The 16,439-nt window shown below is 70.1% G+C and carries 19 protein-coding genes; 2 read left to right on the plus strand and 17 right to left on the minus strand.

The annotated features are described in order from the left end of the window. Positions 1 to 68 precede the first annotated feature (68 nt). Positions 69 to 299 carry a hypothetical protein gene (locus tag DWB77_RS11225; protein ID WP_120721132.1) on the minus strand — a complete coding sequence of 77 codons (231 nt, stop codon included), beginning with the start codon at positions 297 to 299 and terminating at the stop codon, positions 69 to 71. 535 nt (positions 300 to 834) lie between these two features. Between DWB77_RS11225 and DWB77_RS37755 the strand changes: the two genes are divergently transcribed. Then, entirely contained in the window at positions 835 to 1,014 is a 180-nt protein-coding gene (locus DWB77_RS37755; RefSeq protein ID WP_162952514.1) for a hypothetical protein, read from the plus strand. Positions 1,015 to 1,303: 289 nt separating this feature from the next. Here DWB77_RS37755 and DWB77_RS11235 read toward each other — a convergent pair whose 3' ends face one another. From DWB77_RS11235 to rpsB, 5 genes are all read right to left on the minus strand, one after another. Continuing rightward, complete coding sequence (locus DWB77_RS11235) at positions 1,304 to 2,413, minus strand: phosphatidate cytidylyltransferase (protein WP_120721133.1); 1,110 nt, start codon at positions 2,411 to 2,413, stop codon at positions 1,304 to 1,306. Then, entirely contained in the window at positions 2,413 to 2,970 is a 558-nt protein-coding gene (frr, locus tag DWB77_RS11240) for a ribosome recycling factor (protein ID WP_120727660.1), read from the minus strand. Before frr ends, DWB77_RS11235 begins: the two co-directional genes overlap by 1 nt. Positions 2,971 to 3,093: 123 nt before the next feature. After that, on the minus strand, positions 3,094 to 3,882 hold the full coding sequence (pyrH, locus tag DWB77_RS11245; RefSeq protein WP_120721134.1) for a UMP kinase: 789 nt from the start codon (positions 3,880 to 3,882) through the stop codon (positions 3,094 to 3,096). Positions 3,883 to 4,039: 157 nt separating this feature from the next. Continuing rightward, positions 4,040 to 4,876 carry a translation elongation factor Ts gene (gene tsf / locus DWB77_RS11250; protein WP_120721135.1) on the minus strand — a complete coding sequence of 279 codons (837 nt, stop codon included), beginning with the start codon at positions 4,874 to 4,876 and terminating at the stop codon, positions 4,040 to 4,042. A gap of 122 nt (positions 4,877 to 4,998) precedes the next feature. Then, positions 4,999 to 5,937 (minus strand): 30S ribosomal protein S2, encoded by a 939-nt coding sequence (gene rpsB, locus DWB77_RS11255; protein WP_120721136.1) that lies wholly within the window; start codon positions 5,935 to 5,937, stop codon positions 4,999 to 5,001. Between the two features lie 292 nt (positions 5,938 to 6,229). Here rpsB and DWB77_RS11260 point away from each other — a divergent pair, with 292 nt between their 5' ends. Beyond that, the gene (locus DWB77_RS11260; RefSeq protein ID WP_246033499.1) at positions 6,230 to 6,697 is read left to right on the plus strand and encodes a murein hydrolase activator EnvC family protein; all 468 of its coding nucleotides are present in this window, start codon (positions 6,230 to 6,232) and stop codon (positions 6,695 to 6,697) included. A 51-nt stretch (positions 6,698 to 6,748) separates the two neighbouring features. Here the strand turns inward: DWB77_RS11260 and DWB77_RS11265 are convergent, their stop codons facing one another. From DWB77_RS11265 to lepB (DWB77_RS11315), 11 genes are all read right to left on the minus strand, one after another. Then, the gene (locus DWB77_RS11265; RefSeq protein WP_120721138.1) at positions 6,749 to 7,306 is read right to left on the minus strand and encodes a TetR/AcrR family transcriptional regulator; all 558 of its coding nucleotides are present in this window, start codon (positions 7,304 to 7,306) and stop codon (positions 6,749 to 6,751) included. 83 nt (positions 7,307 to 7,389) lie between these two features. Continuing rightward, positions 7,390 to 8,232 carry an RNA polymerase sigma factor WhiG gene (gene whiG / locus DWB77_RS11270; RefSeq protein ID WP_120721139.1) on the minus strand — a complete coding sequence of 281 codons (843 nt, stop codon included), beginning with the start codon at positions 8,230 to 8,232 and terminating at the stop codon, positions 7,390 to 7,392. A 237-nt stretch (positions 8,233 to 8,469) separates the two neighbouring features. Continuing rightward, the gene (gene dprA / locus DWB77_RS11275) at positions 8,470 to 9,636 is read right to left on the minus strand and encodes a DNA-processing protein DprA (protein ID WP_120721140.1); all 1,167 of its coding nucleotides are present in this window, start codon (positions 9,634 to 9,636) and stop codon (positions 8,470 to 8,472) included. Continuing rightward, the gene (locus tag DWB77_RS11280; RefSeq protein ID WP_120721141.1) at positions 9,633 to 11,249 is read right to left on the minus strand and encodes a YifB family Mg chelatase-like AAA ATPase; all 1,617 of its coding nucleotides are present in this window, start codon (positions 11,247 to 11,249) and stop codon (positions 9,633 to 9,635) included. The genes dprA and DWB77_RS11280 overlap by 4 nt, the downstream gene beginning before the upstream one ends. Before the next feature lies 1 nt (position 11,250). Beyond that, a complete protein-coding gene (locus tag DWB77_RS11285) occupies positions 11,251 to 11,628 on the minus strand; it encodes a YraN family protein (protein WP_120721142.1) in 378 nt (125 codons plus the stop codon). Between the two features lie 215 nt (positions 11,629 to 11,843). After that, a complete protein-coding gene (locus DWB77_RS11290; RefSeq protein ID WP_003965949.1) occupies positions 11,844 to 12,152 on the minus strand; it encodes a DUF2469 domain-containing protein in 309 nt (102 codons plus the stop codon). A gap of 55 nt (positions 12,153 to 12,207) precedes the next feature. Continuing rightward, positions 12,208 to 12,663 carry an NUDIX hydrolase gene (locus DWB77_RS11295; protein ID WP_120721143.1) on the minus strand — a complete coding sequence of 152 codons (456 nt, stop codon included), beginning with the start codon at positions 12,661 to 12,663 and terminating at the stop codon, positions 12,208 to 12,210. A gap of 36 nt (positions 12,664 to 12,699) precedes the next feature. Further along, the gene (gene lepB, locus DWB77_RS11300) at positions 12,700 to 13,446 is read right to left on the minus strand and encodes a signal peptidase I (RefSeq protein WP_120721144.1); all 747 of its coding nucleotides are present in this window, start codon (positions 13,444 to 13,446) and stop codon (positions 12,700 to 12,702) included. Between the two features lie 103 nt (positions 13,447 to 13,549). Continuing rightward, the gene (gene lepB / locus DWB77_RS11305; RefSeq protein WP_120721145.1) at positions 13,550 to 14,410 is read right to left on the minus strand and encodes a signal peptidase I; all 861 of its coding nucleotides are present in this window, start codon (positions 14,408 to 14,410) and stop codon (positions 13,550 to 13,552) included. Further along, complete coding sequence (gene lepB / locus DWB77_RS11310) at positions 14,349 to 15,632, minus strand: signal peptidase I (RefSeq protein ID WP_120721146.1); 1,284 nt, start codon at positions 15,630 to 15,632, stop codon at positions 14,349 to 14,351. The genes lepB (DWB77_RS11305) and lepB (DWB77_RS11310) overlap by 62 nt, the downstream gene beginning before the upstream one ends. Beyond that, positions 15,625 to 16,398, minus strand: a complete 774-nt coding sequence (lepB, locus tag DWB77_RS11315; RefSeq protein WP_120721147.1) for a signal peptidase I — start codon at positions 16,396 to 16,398, stop codon at positions 15,625 to 15,627. Before lepB (DWB77_RS11315) ends, lepB (DWB77_RS11310) begins: the two co-directional genes overlap by 8 nt. Positions 16,399 to 16,439 lie beyond the last annotated feature (41 nt).

Here is a 16,439-nt window from a genome sequence, read left to right on the forward strand (position 1 = left end):
TGGGCGACGACCTGTGAGGTCGTCGCCCACCCATCGAACAGCGATACCAGCGTGTACCTAACCGCTGGTCACACGATGTGAACACGCTCTTCCTTCTCGTCTGGACCACGGAGGAGAACGACTTTCCCCTCCCTCCTGCGCTCCTCAAGGAAGGCATAAATCTGGACTGCCCTGTTGATCACATCGGCCTTGTTCAGTCCTGTCGCCTCAACTAGCTCGTCCACGGCTTGTACCGCCGGGGGTACGAGGGTCACCGAGTATCGCGCGCTCTTGGGCTGCTCACCCTTGGCGGACGCCATACGCACACCTCTCTCTGGTCGCTCTCAATCTGATCTTAGTTGCCATCATGCACCTCATCTGCATCTGGCACAGAGGGGTCATGCACCCAGGATGTCACATCCTGGTGCGTTTACGCACCAGGATGTGCTACGGTAATAACGCTGGCCCCACTGGGGGGTCAGCACCGACAAAGGAGCGAAATGCCAAACCTTCATCTGCTAGTCGACCCACAGACGGCTCTGAGGTAACGCCCGGCGGGGCGATGCCGACTGTGGTCGGCACCGCCGTTCGCCGGGGTTGAATCGGCGCGGGAGGGGGTGAAGTCATGACCACGAAATGGGCCTGGCCAGTTCCGACCTAGTCAAGGCGTCTAGGTACAGCGAACTGGGCCCGAAAGGCCCCATAATGAGCATTAAGGACCTGTTTTTCCGCCACGGCCGCGAGACCGCCACGGTTGCCCTTGAGGAGCCCACTACGGCGGCTTTCGTCAAGATCACTACTCCGGCTGGCCCGACGGGCGAGATCCACGTGCCCGGTAAGGAAGCAAGCCGTTTGATGGAGACCACCGAGTTCATCTTCGGAATCGGTGGAACGGTGACCGGCCCCTACCTGATGGCCAAGGCCCTGGAGCTGGGCGATGCTACCCCCTGGGGGGTATACACCGCACTGCTCGTACTGGGGGCGCTCCTGCCGGCGGCATGTTACTGGCTGTCGACCCGTCGGCGCCGGGTCTAACCCCTCTCCGCCATCTCTCCTTGAAGCCCTCCCCAACGCAGTTCGGAGAGGGCTTCTAGGCTGTCTACGCGCACATACGGCTCGTCCTCACGGCCCCGGGACGGCCCAGGGCGAGCTGAGGCTGCCGCTTATGAGGGTAGAGCCGCAGGTAGATGGCCTACGCCCCATCAAAGATGAACAGTTCTCCGGGCTTGGGCATGGTTCCTCAAGTGTCTCAGACGTACGGAAAAGGGCTCGCCGTCCTGTGGACGACGAGCCCTCACCCGGCAAAGCGATACAAAAACGCAGGTCAGCCGGTCCCTACGAACACCGCCATCAGCAGCCACACCACCGGAGCCGTCGGCAGCAGGGAGTCCAGGCGGTCCATGATGCCGCCGTGGCCCGGCAGCAGCGTGCCCATGTCCTTGATGCCCAGGTCCCGCTTGATCATCGACTCGCCGAGGTCGCCGAGCGTGGCGCTGGCCGCGACCGCCAGACCCAGGAGCAGGCCCTGCCACCAGCTGCCGTCGTCGATCAGGAACTGCATGCACAGTGCGCCCGCCACCATCGCGAACGACACCGCGCCGAACAGTCCCTCGCGGGTCTTGCCGGGGCTGATGCGCGGCGCGAGCTTGTGCTTGCCGAAGCGCCAGCCGATCGCGTACGCCCCCGTGTCGCTGACCACGGTCAGCAGCAGGAAGGTCAGCACCCGCCAGGGCCCGTCGTCCGCGGTGAGCAGCAGCGCGACGAACGTGGCGAGGAAGGGCACGTAGAACGCGGCGAACACGCCCGCCGTGACGTCCCGCAGATAGTTCTCCGGCGGTTCGGTCATCCGCCACACCAGCACCGCGAGCGAGGTCAGCGCCATCGCCACCCAGGCGCCCTCGGCGCCCCTGACGTACCCGGCGACGACCATCGCCGCGCCGCCCACGGCGAGCGGCACCAACGGCGCCTTGATCTGCTTGCGTTCCTGGAGGCGGCTCGTCAGCTCCCACAGGCCGACGACCACCGCGACCGCGATGACCCCGACGAACACGGCCTTCACGACGAACAGCGACGCGAGGACGAGCGCGCCGAGGCCCACCCCGACCCCTATGGCGGACCGCAGGTCACGGCCCGCCTTCTTCTTCTCCGGCTGGGCGGGCACGGGGGGCACGGGCGGAGGGCTTGCCATGGGCTCCTGCGGCGTCTCGTCGCGGAAGTAGGGGCCGCCCGGCAGGGCGGCCCCCAGGTCACGTTCATCGCGGACTTCGACGTCTTCGCGGGTGTCGGGCACGACCGGCATCGGCTGTGTCCGCGACACGGGCGGGGCGTCATACGCATCGTATGCAGGCCCCGCCGGGAACGCCCCCTGGGAAGGCCCCTCGGGGGTTCCCCAGAATTCGGGTCTCGGCGGAGCCCCCCAGGAAGAGTCGTTCATCAGACCTCGAGCAGCTCGGCTTCCTTGTGCTTGAGCAGCTCGTCGACCTGCGCCACGTACTTGGCGGTGGTGTCGTCGAGCTCCTTCTCCGCACGGCGGACCTCGTCCTCGCCGGACTCCTTGTCCTTGACGAGCTTGTCGAGGGCGTCCTTGGCCTTGCGGCGCACGGCGCGGATCGACACCTTGGAGTCCTCGGCCTTGGTGCGCGCGACCTTGATGTAGTCCTTGCGGCGCTCCTCGGTCAGCTCCGGGAAGTTCACGCGGATGATGCTGCCGTCGTTGCTGGGGTTGACGCCCAGGTCCGAGTCGCGGATGGCCTGCTCGATGTTGCGCAGCGCGCTCTTGTCGAACGGGGTCACGACCGCCATGCGCGGCTCCGGCACGGAGAACGACGCGAGCTGGTTGATCGGCGTCAGCGCCCCGTAGTAGTCCGCCACGATCTTGTTGAACATCGCCGGGTGCGCACGCCCGGTGCGAATCGCGGCGAAGTCCTCCTTGGCCACGACGACGGCCTTCTCCATCTTCTCCTCGGCCTCGAGGAGGGTTTCTTCGATCACCACTTGCTCCTGCATGTCTTGGGTGGGCCGGGAGTGCTCAGGGCGACCTGAGCCTTGGGCCCTGGATAACCAGCGTCTTTCCCTGCACGGTGTCCGACCGGCAGGGGATTGTCCATCCCCCGGTCAGGCCCGGGTGCCCTGGTCGCTCACGAGAGTGCCGATCTTCTCACCCTTGACGGCGCGCGCGATGTTGCCCGCCGTCAGGAGCTCGAAGACGAGGATCGGGAGGTTGTTGTCGCGGCACAGGGTGATCGCGGTCATGTCGGCGACCTTCAGGTCCCGGGTGATGACCTCGCCGTACTCCAGGGCGTCGAACTTCACCGCGTCGGGGTTGATCCGGGGGTCGGAGTCATAGACCCCGTCCACCCCGTTCTTGCCCATCAGCATGGCCTCGGCGTCGATCTCCAGGGCACGCTGGGCGGCGGTGGTGTCGGTCGAGAAGTACGGCATGCCCATGCCCGCGCCGAAGATGACGACGCGTCCCTTCTCCAGGTGGCGTACGGCCCGCAGCGGGATGTACGGCTCGGCGACCTGGCCCATCGTGATGGCGGTCTGGACGCGCGAGTCGATGCCCTCCTTCTCCAGGAAGTCCTGGAGGGCGAGGCAGTTCATCACCGTACCGAGCATGCCCATGTAGTCCGAGCGGGCCCGGTCCATGCCGCGCTGCTGGAGCTCGGCGCCCCGGAAGAAGTTGCCTCCGCCGATGACGACGGCGATCTGCGCGCCGTCCCGGACGACGGCGGCGATCTCTCGGGCGATGTTGTGCACGACGTCGGGGTCGACACCGAGCGCCCCGCCTCCGGCGAACGCCTCACCGGAAAGCTTCAGCATGAAGCGTCCGGCCACCTTGTCGTCATCGCGCTTGTGGTCGGCCGAGTGATCGGCCTTGGCGGCGTCCGCGCCCTGATTCATGGGGATCTCCTCGTGCACATACGAAGAAGGCCATTGCCGGTGGGTACTCGTAGTCCCTAGCGGCAATGGCCTCCTCGTCAGATCTGCGGTCGTCCGTCGCGTGCGCGAACGACTGCCTCAGACCCTAGCGGGGTCTAGTGTCGAACGCCGAACGGACTCAGATGCCGACCTTGATGCGCGAGAAGCGCTTCAGGGTGACACCGGCCTCCTTCAGAACCTGCTCGACGGACTTCTTGTTGTCCAGCGCGTACGGCTGGCCAAGGAGCGTGGCGTCCTTGAAGAAGCCGTTGACGCGACCCTCGACGATCTTCGGGAGCGCGGCCTCGGGCTTGCCCTCGGCGCGGGTGGTCTCCTCGGCGACGCGACGCTCGGTCTCGACGACCTCGGCCGGAACGTCCTCACGGGTGAGGTACTTCGGCGCGAACGCGGCGATGTGCTGCGCGATGCCCTTGGCGACCTCGGCGTTCTCCTTGTCGAGCTCGACAAGGACACCGATCTGCGGCGGCAGGTCAGGCATGGTGCGGTGCATGTACGCGGCCACGAAGCCACCCGTGAACTGCGCGAAGCGGTCCAGGACGATCTTCTCGCCGAGGTTGGCGTTGGCCTCGTCGACGAACGCCTGCACGGTCTTGCCGGCCTCGATCTCGGAGGCGAGCAGCGCGTCGATGTCGGCCGGGGAGGTGGCGGCGACGTGCTCGGCCAGCTTGGCGGCGACGGCCTGGAACTTGTCACCCTTGGCGACGAAGTCCGTCTCGCACTTCAGCTCGACCAGCACGCCGGACGTCTTGTCCTCGGAGATGACGGACACGACGGCGCCGTTCTCGGCAGAACGGCCCTCGCGCTTGGCGACGCCCTTCTGGCCCTTGATGCGCAGGGCCTCGACGGCCTTGTCGACGTTGCCGTCGGCCTCGTCGAGGGCCTTCTTGCAGTCCATCATGCCGGCGCCGGTGAGCTCACGGAGCTTCTTGACGTCAGCGGCGGTGTAGTTCGCCATGAGTCTGTGTTTCTCTCTCGGAGTCTAGAAAGATCTACGAAGATCTGCGGGGCTACGGGTCGACGGCGGGGGCTTGTGGCCCCCGCCGTCAACTACCGAACCTGTGGTTCCCGGTTAGGGGGTCAGGCCTGCTCGGCGTCCGCGGCCGGAGCCTCGGTGGCCTCGGCAGCCTCGGCGGCCGGAGCCTCGTCGGCGGCCTCGGCCGGCTTCTCGGCCTCGTCGGCCGGAGCGGCGTCGGCGGCGGGCGCCGCAGCCTCGGCGGACTCCTCGGAGTCGGCCTTCTTGTCACCCTCGAGCAGGTCGCGCTCCCACTCGGCGAGCGGCTCGCCGGCCGCCTTCTCGCCCGGCTTCGAGTCGCCCGTGGCCTGGCCGGAACGGGCGATGAGGCCCTCGGCGACGGCGTCGGCGATCACGCGGGTGAGCAGGGTGACGGAGCGGATCGCGTCGTCGTTGCCCGGGATCTTGTAGTCGACCTCGTCGGGGTCGCAGTTCGTGTCGAGGATCGCGACGACCGGGATGTGGAGCTTGCGCGCCTCACCGACGGCGATGTGCTCCTTCTTGGTGTCGACGATCCAGACGGCGCTGGGAACCTTCGACATCTCACGGATACCACCGAGGGTCTTCTCCAGCTTGGCCTTCTCGCGCGAGAGGACCAGGAGCTCCTTCTTGGTGAGACCCGAGGCCGCGACGTCCTCGAAGTCGATCTGCTCGAGCTCCTTGAGGCGCTGGAGACGCTTGTAGACGGTGGAGAAGTTGGTCAGCATGCCGCCGAGCCAGCGCTGGTTGACGTAGGGCATGCCCACGCGCGTCGCCTGCTCGGCGATGGCTTCCTGCGCCTGCTTCTTGGTGCCGACGAACATGATGGAGCCGCCGTGCGCGACGGTCTCCTTGACGAACTCGTAGGCGCGGTCGATGTACGACAGCGACTGGAGCAGGTCGATGATGTAGATGCCGTTGCGCTCCGTGAAGATGAAGCGCTTCATCTTCGGGTTCCAACGACGGGTCTGGTGACCGAAGTGGACGCCGCTCTCCAGCAGCTCCCGCATCGTGACGACGGCCATGGCCGTACTCCTTGAGGTACTCGGTTACCGCGGCCGCCGGTCGGCTGCCGCGCCTGACGCCCCGGTACGCCATGCCCTGAACCCTGCGAGGGTTGAGGACCGAGAGGCGTGGCCGGCGATGGTGGTGAGACCGCCGGCGGGGCGTGCGAAGTCGATCCGGTCACCCGGATCGCCACAAGAAGTGTACGGGACCCGCACAGTGCCGGGTGACGGCGTTGTCCACAACCGCGCGGTCGTCCACAGCCCGGCGCCAAGATCCCCACGCCGGGCCGCTCGGCGGGACCCTGGGCCCATGTATCTGGCGCTCCTGCTCCTCGCTCTGACAGCCGCCGGCTGGCCGGTCACCCCGCCCACCGTCGTCCACCCCTGGGCCCCGCCGGCCACGCCCTACGGCCCCGGTCACCGCGGCATCGACCTGGCCGCTCCCCCGGGCACACCGGTCCGGGCGGCCGCCACCGGCCGCGTCACCTTCGTGGGCACGGTCGCGGGGCAGGGGGTCCTCACCATCACCCTGCCCGGCACCGCCGCCCCGCCGTTGAGAACGACCTACGAACCGGTACGCGCCCTGGTCACGGAGGGCGCCGACGTCACCGCCGGCCAGGTGGTGGCCACCACGACCGAGTCCCCTTCGCACTGCCCCTCGGGCTGTCTGCACTGGGGGCTGCTGCGGGGCCGGACCTATCTGAACCCCCTCCTGCTGCTGCACCGCGCGGCACCGTCACGGCTGCTGCCGGTGGCAGGAGTGCCCGAACCGGAGTGAGGGGGTTCGAGCCGTGGTGAGGGGGCCCGAGCCGGGGTGAGGGTTCGAGGTTCAGCCCTGGACGCCGCGCAGTGCCATGGACACCGCCGCGTCGGCGATCGCGGCGGGGGGTTCCGTGGGGCTCTGCTCGACGCGGCGGACCCCGGCGTCGACGATGCCCTGGAGCAGGACCGCGGCCAGACGGGGCTGGTCGTGGCCGAGCTCGGCGAGGGCCTCGACGATCATGGCGATGAGGCCACCGTGGGCGGCCCGGATCTTCTCCCTGGCGCCCGCGTCGAGTTCGCTGGCGGAGATGGCGACGACGGCGCGGTGGCGCTGGTCGCCGACGAGGCCGAGCTGGTGGCGTACATACGCCTCGACCTTGCCCTCGGGGGTGTCGGCCCGCTGCATGGCGCCTTCGATTTCGGCGGCCCACAGCGGGAAGTCGACGGCGCAGAGCTCTTCGACGACCGCGGCGCGGGAGCGGAAGTATTCGTACACGGACGAGCGGGCGAGGCCGGTGCGCTCGGCCAGGGCGGGGAAGGTCAGCGCTTCCGTCCCGCCTTCGGACAGCAGGGAACGTGCGGCGTCCAGCAGGGCGTCGCGCTGCATGGTGCGGTGCTCGGCCACGGAGGCCGCTCGGATCCTGGGCACTGCTCCACTTTACGGCCGGGTGCGGAAAGGGATCGGCAGAGACGATTCGCCCGGGCCCCTCAGCGCCCGACGTCCGCCAGTTTGGCCCTCAGCTGGAGCACCGACTTGGTGTGGATCTGGCTCACTCGGCTCTCGGTGACCCCGAGGACGTTGCCGATCTCGGCGAGGGTGAGGCCCTCGTAGTAGTAGAGCGTGACGACGGTCTTCTCGCGTTCGGGAAGCGTATTGATCGCCCGGGCGAGCAGCCGGCGCAGTTCGCGGTCCTCGGCGACTTCGACGGGGTCGTCGGCGGAGGTGTCCTCCAGGGTGTCCATGAGGCTGAGCCGGTCGCCGCTCTCACCGCCCACGTGCAGCAGTTCTTCGAGGGCCACGACGTTGGCGAGCGACAACTGGCTGAAGACGGCGTGCAGTTCCTCGACCGCGATGCCCATCTCGGAGGCGACTTCGATTTCCGACGGGGTGCGTCTGAGCTGGGCTTCGAGGGTCGCATAGGCGCGTTCCACGGCGCGCGCCTTCTGGCGTACGGAGCGCGGGATCCAGTCGAGGGCGCGCAGTTCGTCGATCATCGCGCCGCGGATCCGTGTGATGGCGTACGTCTCGAACTTGATGGCCCGCTCGATGTCGAACTTCTCGATGGCGTCGATGAGCCCGAAGACCCCAGAGGACACGAAGTCGGCTTGTTCGACGTTGGGGGGCAGGCCCACGCTCACGCGGCCCGCGACGTACTTGACCAGGGGCGAGTAGTGCAGGATCAACTGCTCGCGCAGCCGCTCGTCGCCGGAGGCTTTGTACGACCGCCACAGCTGGTCCACGGACGAGGGTGCCGATGGCCGCACGGTGCCGCTGCCGCGGGCAGCCGGGGGCGCTGCCGTGCGATCAGACCCGGAGGTGTGCTGGGGCATGCGTTGCCTTGAGCCGTTCTTGCTGTGACGTGGGCCGGGGGGCTGTTTCCGGTCGGGGGTCCTCGTGAGCGTAGCGTGACTGGGCCGTCGCGGTGCGCGAAGGCCGGGTGATCGGGCCCGGTCGCTTTCGGCGCTTGAGCAGGTGGGGGCAACAGCGCCGCGTGTGGGCCCCGAAAGCGCTGCGGTGCGGCCCGTGGTGGACGCCGCCCCCTCACCTTGTCACCCGAATGCGCCTGGTCAAGCACCGCCTCGCCGCGTGCCGGACGGGTCGAGGGCGGCCGGTGTCAACTTCCAGTCGTCCCCGACGCGTTCGACGAAGCCGAGGGCGTGCAGTTCGTAGAGGCGCCCGAGCGCTTCGTCGGCGCTGGTGCCCGCCTCGCGCGCGAGGTCGCGGGCGGGTACGGCGCCGTGGGCGGGCAGGGCTTCCAGGACGCGGGCGGCGTCGGGGGCCAGGAGGTCGCGGGGCAGGACGGGCCCGCGGCGGGTGGGGGCGAGCTCGCCCATGTCTCCGACCAGTTCGATGACTTCCTCGGCGTCGGTGACCAGGACGGCTTCGCCGCGCAGGAGTTCGTGGACGCCCGCGGAGAGGCCGCTGGTGGCGGGGCCGGGGACGCCCATGGTGAAGCGGCCCAGCTTCTGCGCGGCGCGGGCGGTGACGAGGGAGCCGCTGCGGTACTCGGCCTCGACGACGACGGTTCCCCGGGTGAGGGCGGCGATGACGCGGTTGCGCACGATGAACCTGCTCGGAGTTGGGTGATCGCCTGGCGGTAATTCGCCCACGAGGAGGCCCTGTTCGGCGATGCGTCCGATCAACTCGGCGTGCCCGCGCGGGTAGATGACATCGACGCCGCAGGCGAGGACGGCGATGGTGGCGCCTTTAGCGGCGAGGGTGCCGCGGTGGACGGCGCCGTCGACTCCGGAGGCGGCTCCGGACACGACGACCCACCCCTTTTCGGCGAGCCCGGAGCCGAGGACGGCGCCCATGTGCGCGCCGTACGGTGTGCAGGCGCGGGCGCCGACCACGGCGACGGAACGCAGGGCCCACATCCGTAGGTCGGCATGGCCACGGACCCAGAGGCCGACGGGCCGGGCGTCGCCGAGGTCGTCGAGTTGGCGGGGCCATTCCTCGTCGCCGGGGACGAGGAATCTGGCGCCCACGGCGGCCGCGGTCGTCAGGTCCCGCTCGGGGTCGGCGAGGGCGGCGCGGCGGCGGTGGCTGTCGAGCCGGGCGGGGCTCGCGCCGGGCGGATCGTCCTCGGGGCCTCGCGGCGCGGCGAGGCGGCGCAGGAGCTCGATGGCGCCATAGGTGCGCAGCCAGCGCCCGGCGCGTTCGTCCCCGGGTTCGACGACACGGGTGAGGGCGGCTCGGGCGAGGCGCTCGGCACCGGCGGCGGCGGCCGTCATGTGCCGCTCCCGGTGGGCAGGGGCGCGCCTCGGGAGATGCCGGTGCGCAGTTCGAGGGCGAGGGCCACATGGCCGGTGTCGGGGCGGTCGGCTCCGGCGAGGTCGGCGATGGTCCAGGCGACGCGCAGGACGCGGTCGAGGCCGCGCGCGGTGAGCAGGCCGCGTTCCATGTCGCGTTCGGCGCCGGTGAGGGCGCCGGGGGCGGTGAGCCAGCGGGTGCGCAGTTCGTGTCCGGGGACTTCGCTGTTGCTGTTCCAGGGGGTGCCCTCGAGGCGGGCCGCGGTGCGTTGTCGGGCGGCGAGGACGCGGGCGGCGACGGCGGCGCTGGGTTCGCCGCGTCCTCCGGCGCCGAGGAGGTCTTCGCGGCGTACGGGTTCGACTTCGACGCGGAGGTCGACGCGGTCGAGGAGGGGGCCGGAGAGTCTGGCCTGGTATCGGCGGATCATGGAGGCGGGGCATTCGCAGCCCGCGCCGTGCAGGGTGTGGCGTCCGCAGGGGCAGGGGTTGGCGGCGAGGATCATCTGGAAGCGGGCCGGGAGCCGGATGACTCCGGCGCTGCGGGCGATGACGACGTGGCCGGATTCGAGGGGTTGGCGCAGCGCGTCGAGGGCTTTGCCGGCGAATTCGGGGGCTTCGTCGAGGAAGAGCACTCCGCGGTGGGCGACGGAGACGGCGCCGGGGCGTGGGAGGCCGTTGCCGCCGCCGACCAGGGATTGCATGGTGGCGGAGTGGTGCGGGGCGCAGTAGGGGGCCCGGCGCACGAGGGGTTCGCCCGGCGGGAGGATTCCGGCGACGGAGTGGACGGCGGTCACTTCGAGGGATTCCCGGCGGGTCAGGGGCGGCAGGATGCCGGGCAGTCGCTCGGCGAGCATGGTCTTGCCGGCTCCCGGAGGGCCGGAGAGCAGCAGGTGGTGGCCGCCCGCCGCGGCGATTTCCAGGGCGGCGCGGGCGGCGTGCTGGCCGGCGACGTCGATGAGGTCGAGGTCGGCGTCGCGGGGGCCGGTGGCGAGACCGGTGCCGGCTCCGGCGCCCGGTACGACGAGCCCGGCGAGCATGGCGTCGGGGCGGCCCTGTTCGGCGGGTTCTTCCTCGGGGACGGGCTCGTCGGTGAGGATGGCGACGAGTTGGCGCAGGCTGCGGACGCCGAGGACGGAGATGCCGGGCACGAGGGCGGCCTCGGCGGCGGTCTGTTCGGGGACGACCACTTGTTCATAGCCGGCTTCGGCGGCGGCGAGGACGGCGGGCAGGATGCCCCGGACGGGGCGTACGCGTCCGTCGAGGCCGAGTTCGCCGATCATGACGAGGTCGGTGAGTTCGCGGGGGTCGATGCGTTCGGCGGCGCCGAGGGTGGCGCAGGCGATGGCCAGGTCGAAACCGGCGCCGCTCTTGGGGACGGACGCGGGGCTGAGCCCGACGGTGAGTTTCTTCTGGGGCCAGGTGTCACCGGAGTTGACGACGGCGGCCCGTACTCGGTCGCGGCTCTCGGCGAGGCTCTTGTCGGGGAGGCCGACGAGGGTGAAGGCGGCGACGCCGGGTTCGAGGTCGGCCTGGACTTCTACGACGACGCCTTCGACGCCGACGAGGGCGACGGAGCAGGTGCGGGCGAATCCCATGTCAGGCCACCCCCTGGACGTGCTCGGCGCGCGGGGCGCCCCTGCGGGGCAGGACGACGCCGACGAGGTCGATGCGCACTCCCCCGGGTGGGGGTCCGCCGTGGTCCGCGAGCCAGTGACCGGCGAGGCGTTTGAGGCGGTCCGCCTTGGTGGGGGTGATGGCGGCCATGGGGTGTTCATAGGCACCGGTCCTGCGGGTCTTGACTTCGCAGATGACGAGCACGGGGCCGCCGGGGGCCGTGTCGTCGTGGGCGACGATGTCGATTTCGCCCGTCCTGCCGCAGCGCCAGTTGCGTTGCAGGACCGTCATTCCGGCCGCTTCGAGCAGCCGTACCGCCAGGTCTTCGCCGTATTTTCCGAGTGCTCCGCGAGCGTTCATCCGGCACCACCTCCGGCTCCGACTGTCACGCATCGGGCGCCGGCGAGTGGATCTTGGTGGATAACCCTGGCGTTGTGGAAAAGTCCGCCACTCGAAGGGGGGCTTCCGCGCCGGGGGGCGCGGCGTCCCCGGCGCGGGACGGTTCTGGGGCGGGACGGTTCTGGGGCGGGGCGGTCCCGGGGCGGGGCGGTCCCGGGGCGGGACGGTCCTGCGGCTCAGCCGCCCGGCAGTTCGAGGTCGCTCTTGTTCAGCTCCTCGATGTTCACGTCCTTGAATGTGAGGACGCGTACCTGCTTGACGAACCTCGCGGGCCGGTACATGTCCCACACCCAGGCGTCCGCCATCGACACCTCGAAGAACACCTCGCCCTGGACGGAGTGCACCTGCATCTCGTAGTCATTGGTGAGGTAGAAGCGACGCTCGGTTTCGATCACGTATTTGAACAGACCGACGACGTCGCGGTACTCCCGGTAGAGCTTCAGCTCCATCTCGGTCTCGTACTTTTCGAGGTCCTCGGCGCTCATGGCATGTTCCCCTTCAGCCGTGCGTCCCCCTATTGTGCGTCAGCCTCCTGGGCCCCTAGACGATTTCGGGGTCCAGGACCACCGGCGCGTGCGGAGGACCCTCGACGAGCAGCGTGCGCAGCAGCTCGGCGAGCCTGGTCGGGTACACCGTCTCACGCGCCGCTGACAGTTCGGCGGAGGTCCACCACCTCAGCCCCGCGGTACTGCGCAGCTCCAGTTCCGTCAGGCCCGTCGGGGTGGCCTCGGTCTGGGTGGTGCGGGCGAGGTAGTACCACTCGTCCTGGTCCCAGCGGCGTCCGTCGAAGGGGAACGAACAGGTGCGCTGCCACAGGACGGGACCGAGTTCGACGTCGGTGATTCCGGTCTCCTCCGCGAGTTCGCGCAGGGCGGCCTCGGCGTGGGTCTCGTCGCCCTCAAGGCCGCCGCCGGGGGTGAACCACCAGGTGTCGGCGGGGTCTTCGGGTTCGTAACCGTGCATGAGCAGGATGCGGTCCTGCGGGTCGAGCAGGATGACCCGGGGCGACTTTGCGCGGTTCGCTCATGCGGTTCACTTCCCGGCGGGCTGGGCGGTGCGGGCCCGGGCCCTGCGGCGGCGGGCGAGGCCGGCGATGGGGCCGTGGGCGGCGCCCGCCACGATCAGCAGCGCGCCGGCGACCACGGCCCCCAGGATCAGTTTCAGCGGCCCGGGCCGCGAGATGCCGCCCGGCAGGTCACCGAAGCCGGTGGGCCGCTCCAGCATGCCGTTCAGCGGCCAGGCGATGGCGTCCACCCGGGCGTTCACGGTGCTCAGCGGGACCGAGCCGTTGGCGGCGTCGTCCAGGTGCACGCGGGAGTCGAGGGAGACGAGGCGGTCGTCGCCGAGGAGGAAGACCTGTCCGGCCGGGACCTTGGCGTCGAAGGGGGTGCCGGAGGCGTCCTTGCCGTGCAGATACGGTTCGTCGACGGGCTTGCCGTTGACGGTGAGGCGACCGTCCTTGCCGCAACAGGCGACGTGGTCGCCGCCGATGCCGACGACCCGCTTGACCATCGGCACATTGGCCCACTTCGGGTCGCTGAACACCACGACGTCGCCGCGCCGCACGTCGCCGCCGGATATGCGCTGCGCCAGGACGCGGTCGCCGGCCTGGACGGTGGGCTCCATGGACTGGGTGGGCACCGTGTACGGCTTGTACTGCACGGCGCCCCAGGCGAAGCCGCCGAGGAAGAGCACACAGCCGACGGCCACGGCCAGCCCCGACAGCACACTGCCGAGACCGCGGCCGTGGCCGTCGTGGTCCAGTCCGTTACCGCTCATCGCAGGGCTCCCTTGCCGGCGGCGCCCCGGATGCGGATGGCATCGCGGGGCCCCGGAAATCGACATTCCGGGACCGCACCCTACCCGGCGGTATGCCCGCGGGTCAGCCCCCGGCCACCGGGGTTTCCGCCTTGACCTGGGCTTGAAGGAGCTTGCGGCGCCGCCACAGCACCATCGGCACGGCACCGGCCAGGCCGACGGCGGCGGGTGCGGCCGTGCCCATGGCGCTCAGGCCGGGCTGGTCGAAGGTGTCCGGTACGCCGAGCCAGTCGAGGCGGTTGAGCGGCCAGGCGATGGTGAAGGCGCGGCCGACGACCTCGTCGTTGGAGACCGTGCCGCCCCCGGTGAGCTCCTGGTGGTAGCGGGAGTCCAGCGAGTTCTGGCGGTGGTCGCCCATCACCCAGATCCGCCCGTCGGGCACCTTGATCGGGCCGAACGGCATGTCGTCGCAGGCGGTGTCGCCGGGGAAGATGTACGGCTCGTTCAGGGCCTTGCCGTTGACGGTGACAGGGCCGCCCTTCTTGCACTCCACGGTGTCGCCGCCGACCGCGATGACCCGCTTGATCAGGTCCTTCTCCTCGGCGGACGGCATCAGTCCGATGAAGGAGAGGAACTTCTGCGCGGCGTTCGGGTTGGGAGTCGGCTCGCCGTCGAGCCAGCCGCCCGGGTCGTGGAAGACGACGACCTCGCCGCGCTGCGGCTCGGCGCCGAACCACGGCGTGAGCTTGTCGACGAGCACCCGGTCCCCGCGCTGCAAGGTGTCCTGCATCGAGTCGGACGGGATGGAGAAGGCCTGGACCAGGAACGTCTTGATCAGCAGGGCGAGGACCAGGGCGATGCCGATGAGGAGCGGCAGCTCCTTCCAGAAGGAACGGGGCTTCCTGGGGGTGCGTCCCTCGCCGTCATCGGGTCCTTCGCCACCGGATCCGCCGTCGCCCGGGCCGTTGTCCTGCGCCGGCACCACAGGGCCGGGCGCGGGGCCGTCCGCGGGTTCCGCCGGGCCGTGGCCCGCTGCGGGTCCCGGGGAGGAATCGGCGAGCTGGTTCTCCGGCCGCTCCTCCGGCTCTTCGCGTCCGGATCGTGCGCCGACCGCCAAATCCCCCACATCCACTCCTCACTCTGTGCCACCGCCTGGCCCGTACGAGGCTCAGGCCCACCACTCCCATAACGAGCGGGAGTTCCGCAGGGGTCGGGGGCTGTGTCGCTCGGTCCGGCTCGGGCGCCGGATCCCGGGACGACACCCTATGCGACGGAGCGTGTGCGAAACCGCCGGGCGCGTCGGGCACCGAGCCGAATGTGGGTGGCACCTCGAGTCTGCGCCAGTGCGAGAAAGGCCAGGCCACGACGACTGCTCGGCCCACCACCCCGCTGACCGGGACAGTGCCGTGGTGGCCGTCGTCGAGGTGGTAGCGGGAGTCCGCCGAGTTGGTCCGGTGGTCGCCCATCACGAAGATCCGGCCCTCGGGAACCTTTACCTCGAATTGGATGAGCGCGGACGGATCGCCGGGGGCGCTGAAGACGTACGGCTCGTCGAGGGGCCGTCCGTTGACGATGACCCTGCCGTCCTTGTCGCAGCACTTGACGGTGTCGCCGCCCACGGCGATGACGCGCTTGATGAGGTCCTGCTCGTCGTCGGAGGGCAGCAGACCGATGAAGGTCAGTGCTTGTTCGACCTGTTTGACGACGACGGGGTCCTCGCTGGTGGGCGTCTTCTGTTCGCCCTTGAGCCAGCCGCCGGGGTCCTTGAAGACGACGACGTCCCCGCGCTCGGGTCGGGAGCCGAACCAGGGGGTGAGTTTGTCGACGAGGACGCGGTCGCCGATGGTGATGGTCTGCTGCATGGAGCCGGAGGGGATCACGAAGGCCTGGACGAGGAACGTCTTCAGGACCAGCGCGATGAGCAGGGCCACGGTGATCAGCAGCGGTATCTCGCGCACCGCGGACCTGCGTCTGCGGCGCTTGACCTTGCGGGCGAGCCTGCGCCGTTCGGCCCGGCCGCTGTGGCCTCGCCGGCCCGTGACGGGCGCGCCGGAGGTGGCCCGGCCGCCGTGGCCTCGCCGGCCCGTGACGGGCGCGCCGGAGGTGGGCACACCGGAGGTGGGCACACCGGAGGTGGGCCGGGTGCCGGTGGGCAGCGGGTGGTCGGGGGCGGGGCGGGGGTTGCGTGGCCGGCCGCGGCTACCCATGGGCCGCGCCGGGGTCGCGTACGTCCGTGAAGGGTGCTGGGCCGTCCACCGTCGTCCAGCGTCCCCACGGCCAGCCGATCCAGTCGACGCGTCCGATGACGCGGTCCACCGGGACCATGCCGCCGCCGGGGTCGCCGAGGTGGTCGCGGGAGTCGCTGGAGCGTGAGCGGTGGTCGCCGAGGACCCACAGGGTGTGGTCGGGCACCACGATGTCGAAGGGCACCTGGGAGGGCGCGTCGCCGGGGTGGAGGTAGGGCTCGTCGATCGCCGTGCCGTTCACCTGGATCCTCCCGCTCCGGTCGCAGCAGACCACGTGGTCGCGGCCGACTCCGATGACGCGCTTGACGTAGTCGGTCTCGGCGGGCTCGCTCAGGCCGAGGGCCGCTCCTGCTGAACGAACCGCGCGCCCCAGGGGGTTCCCCTCGTCGCCTTCTCGTACGAAGGAGCCCCGGCCGTCGAAGACGATGACGTCGCCGCGCGCGGGTGTCCTGTCGAAGCGGTAGGCGAGCTTGTCGACCAGGACCCGGTCGCCGACCTGAAGGGTGGGCTCCATGGAGCCGCTGGGGATGAGGAAAGGCTGCACCACGTAGTGGCTGAGCGCCAGGAGGAAGACCACGCAGAGCACGAGCACCGCCCCGGTCTTGCGCCAGGGGCCTTCGAGGTGGCCGGCCAGGGCGGAGAAACGCGCGGAGCGCGACCGTCGCGCGCGCCCCGGTGTGGGGGCGGCGCTGCGGTCGCGCTCCGTGTGCTGTGCTTCGGTGTCCATCGGGGCCAGAGCTTATCCGGCCGCCGTCAACCCCGTACGCG

The sequence above is a fragment of the Streptomyces hundungensis genome, from assembly GCF_003627815.1.
Taxonomy (GTDB): domain Bacteria; phylum Actinomycetota; class Actinomycetes; order Streptomycetales; family Streptomycetaceae; genus Streptomyces; species Streptomyces hundungensis_A.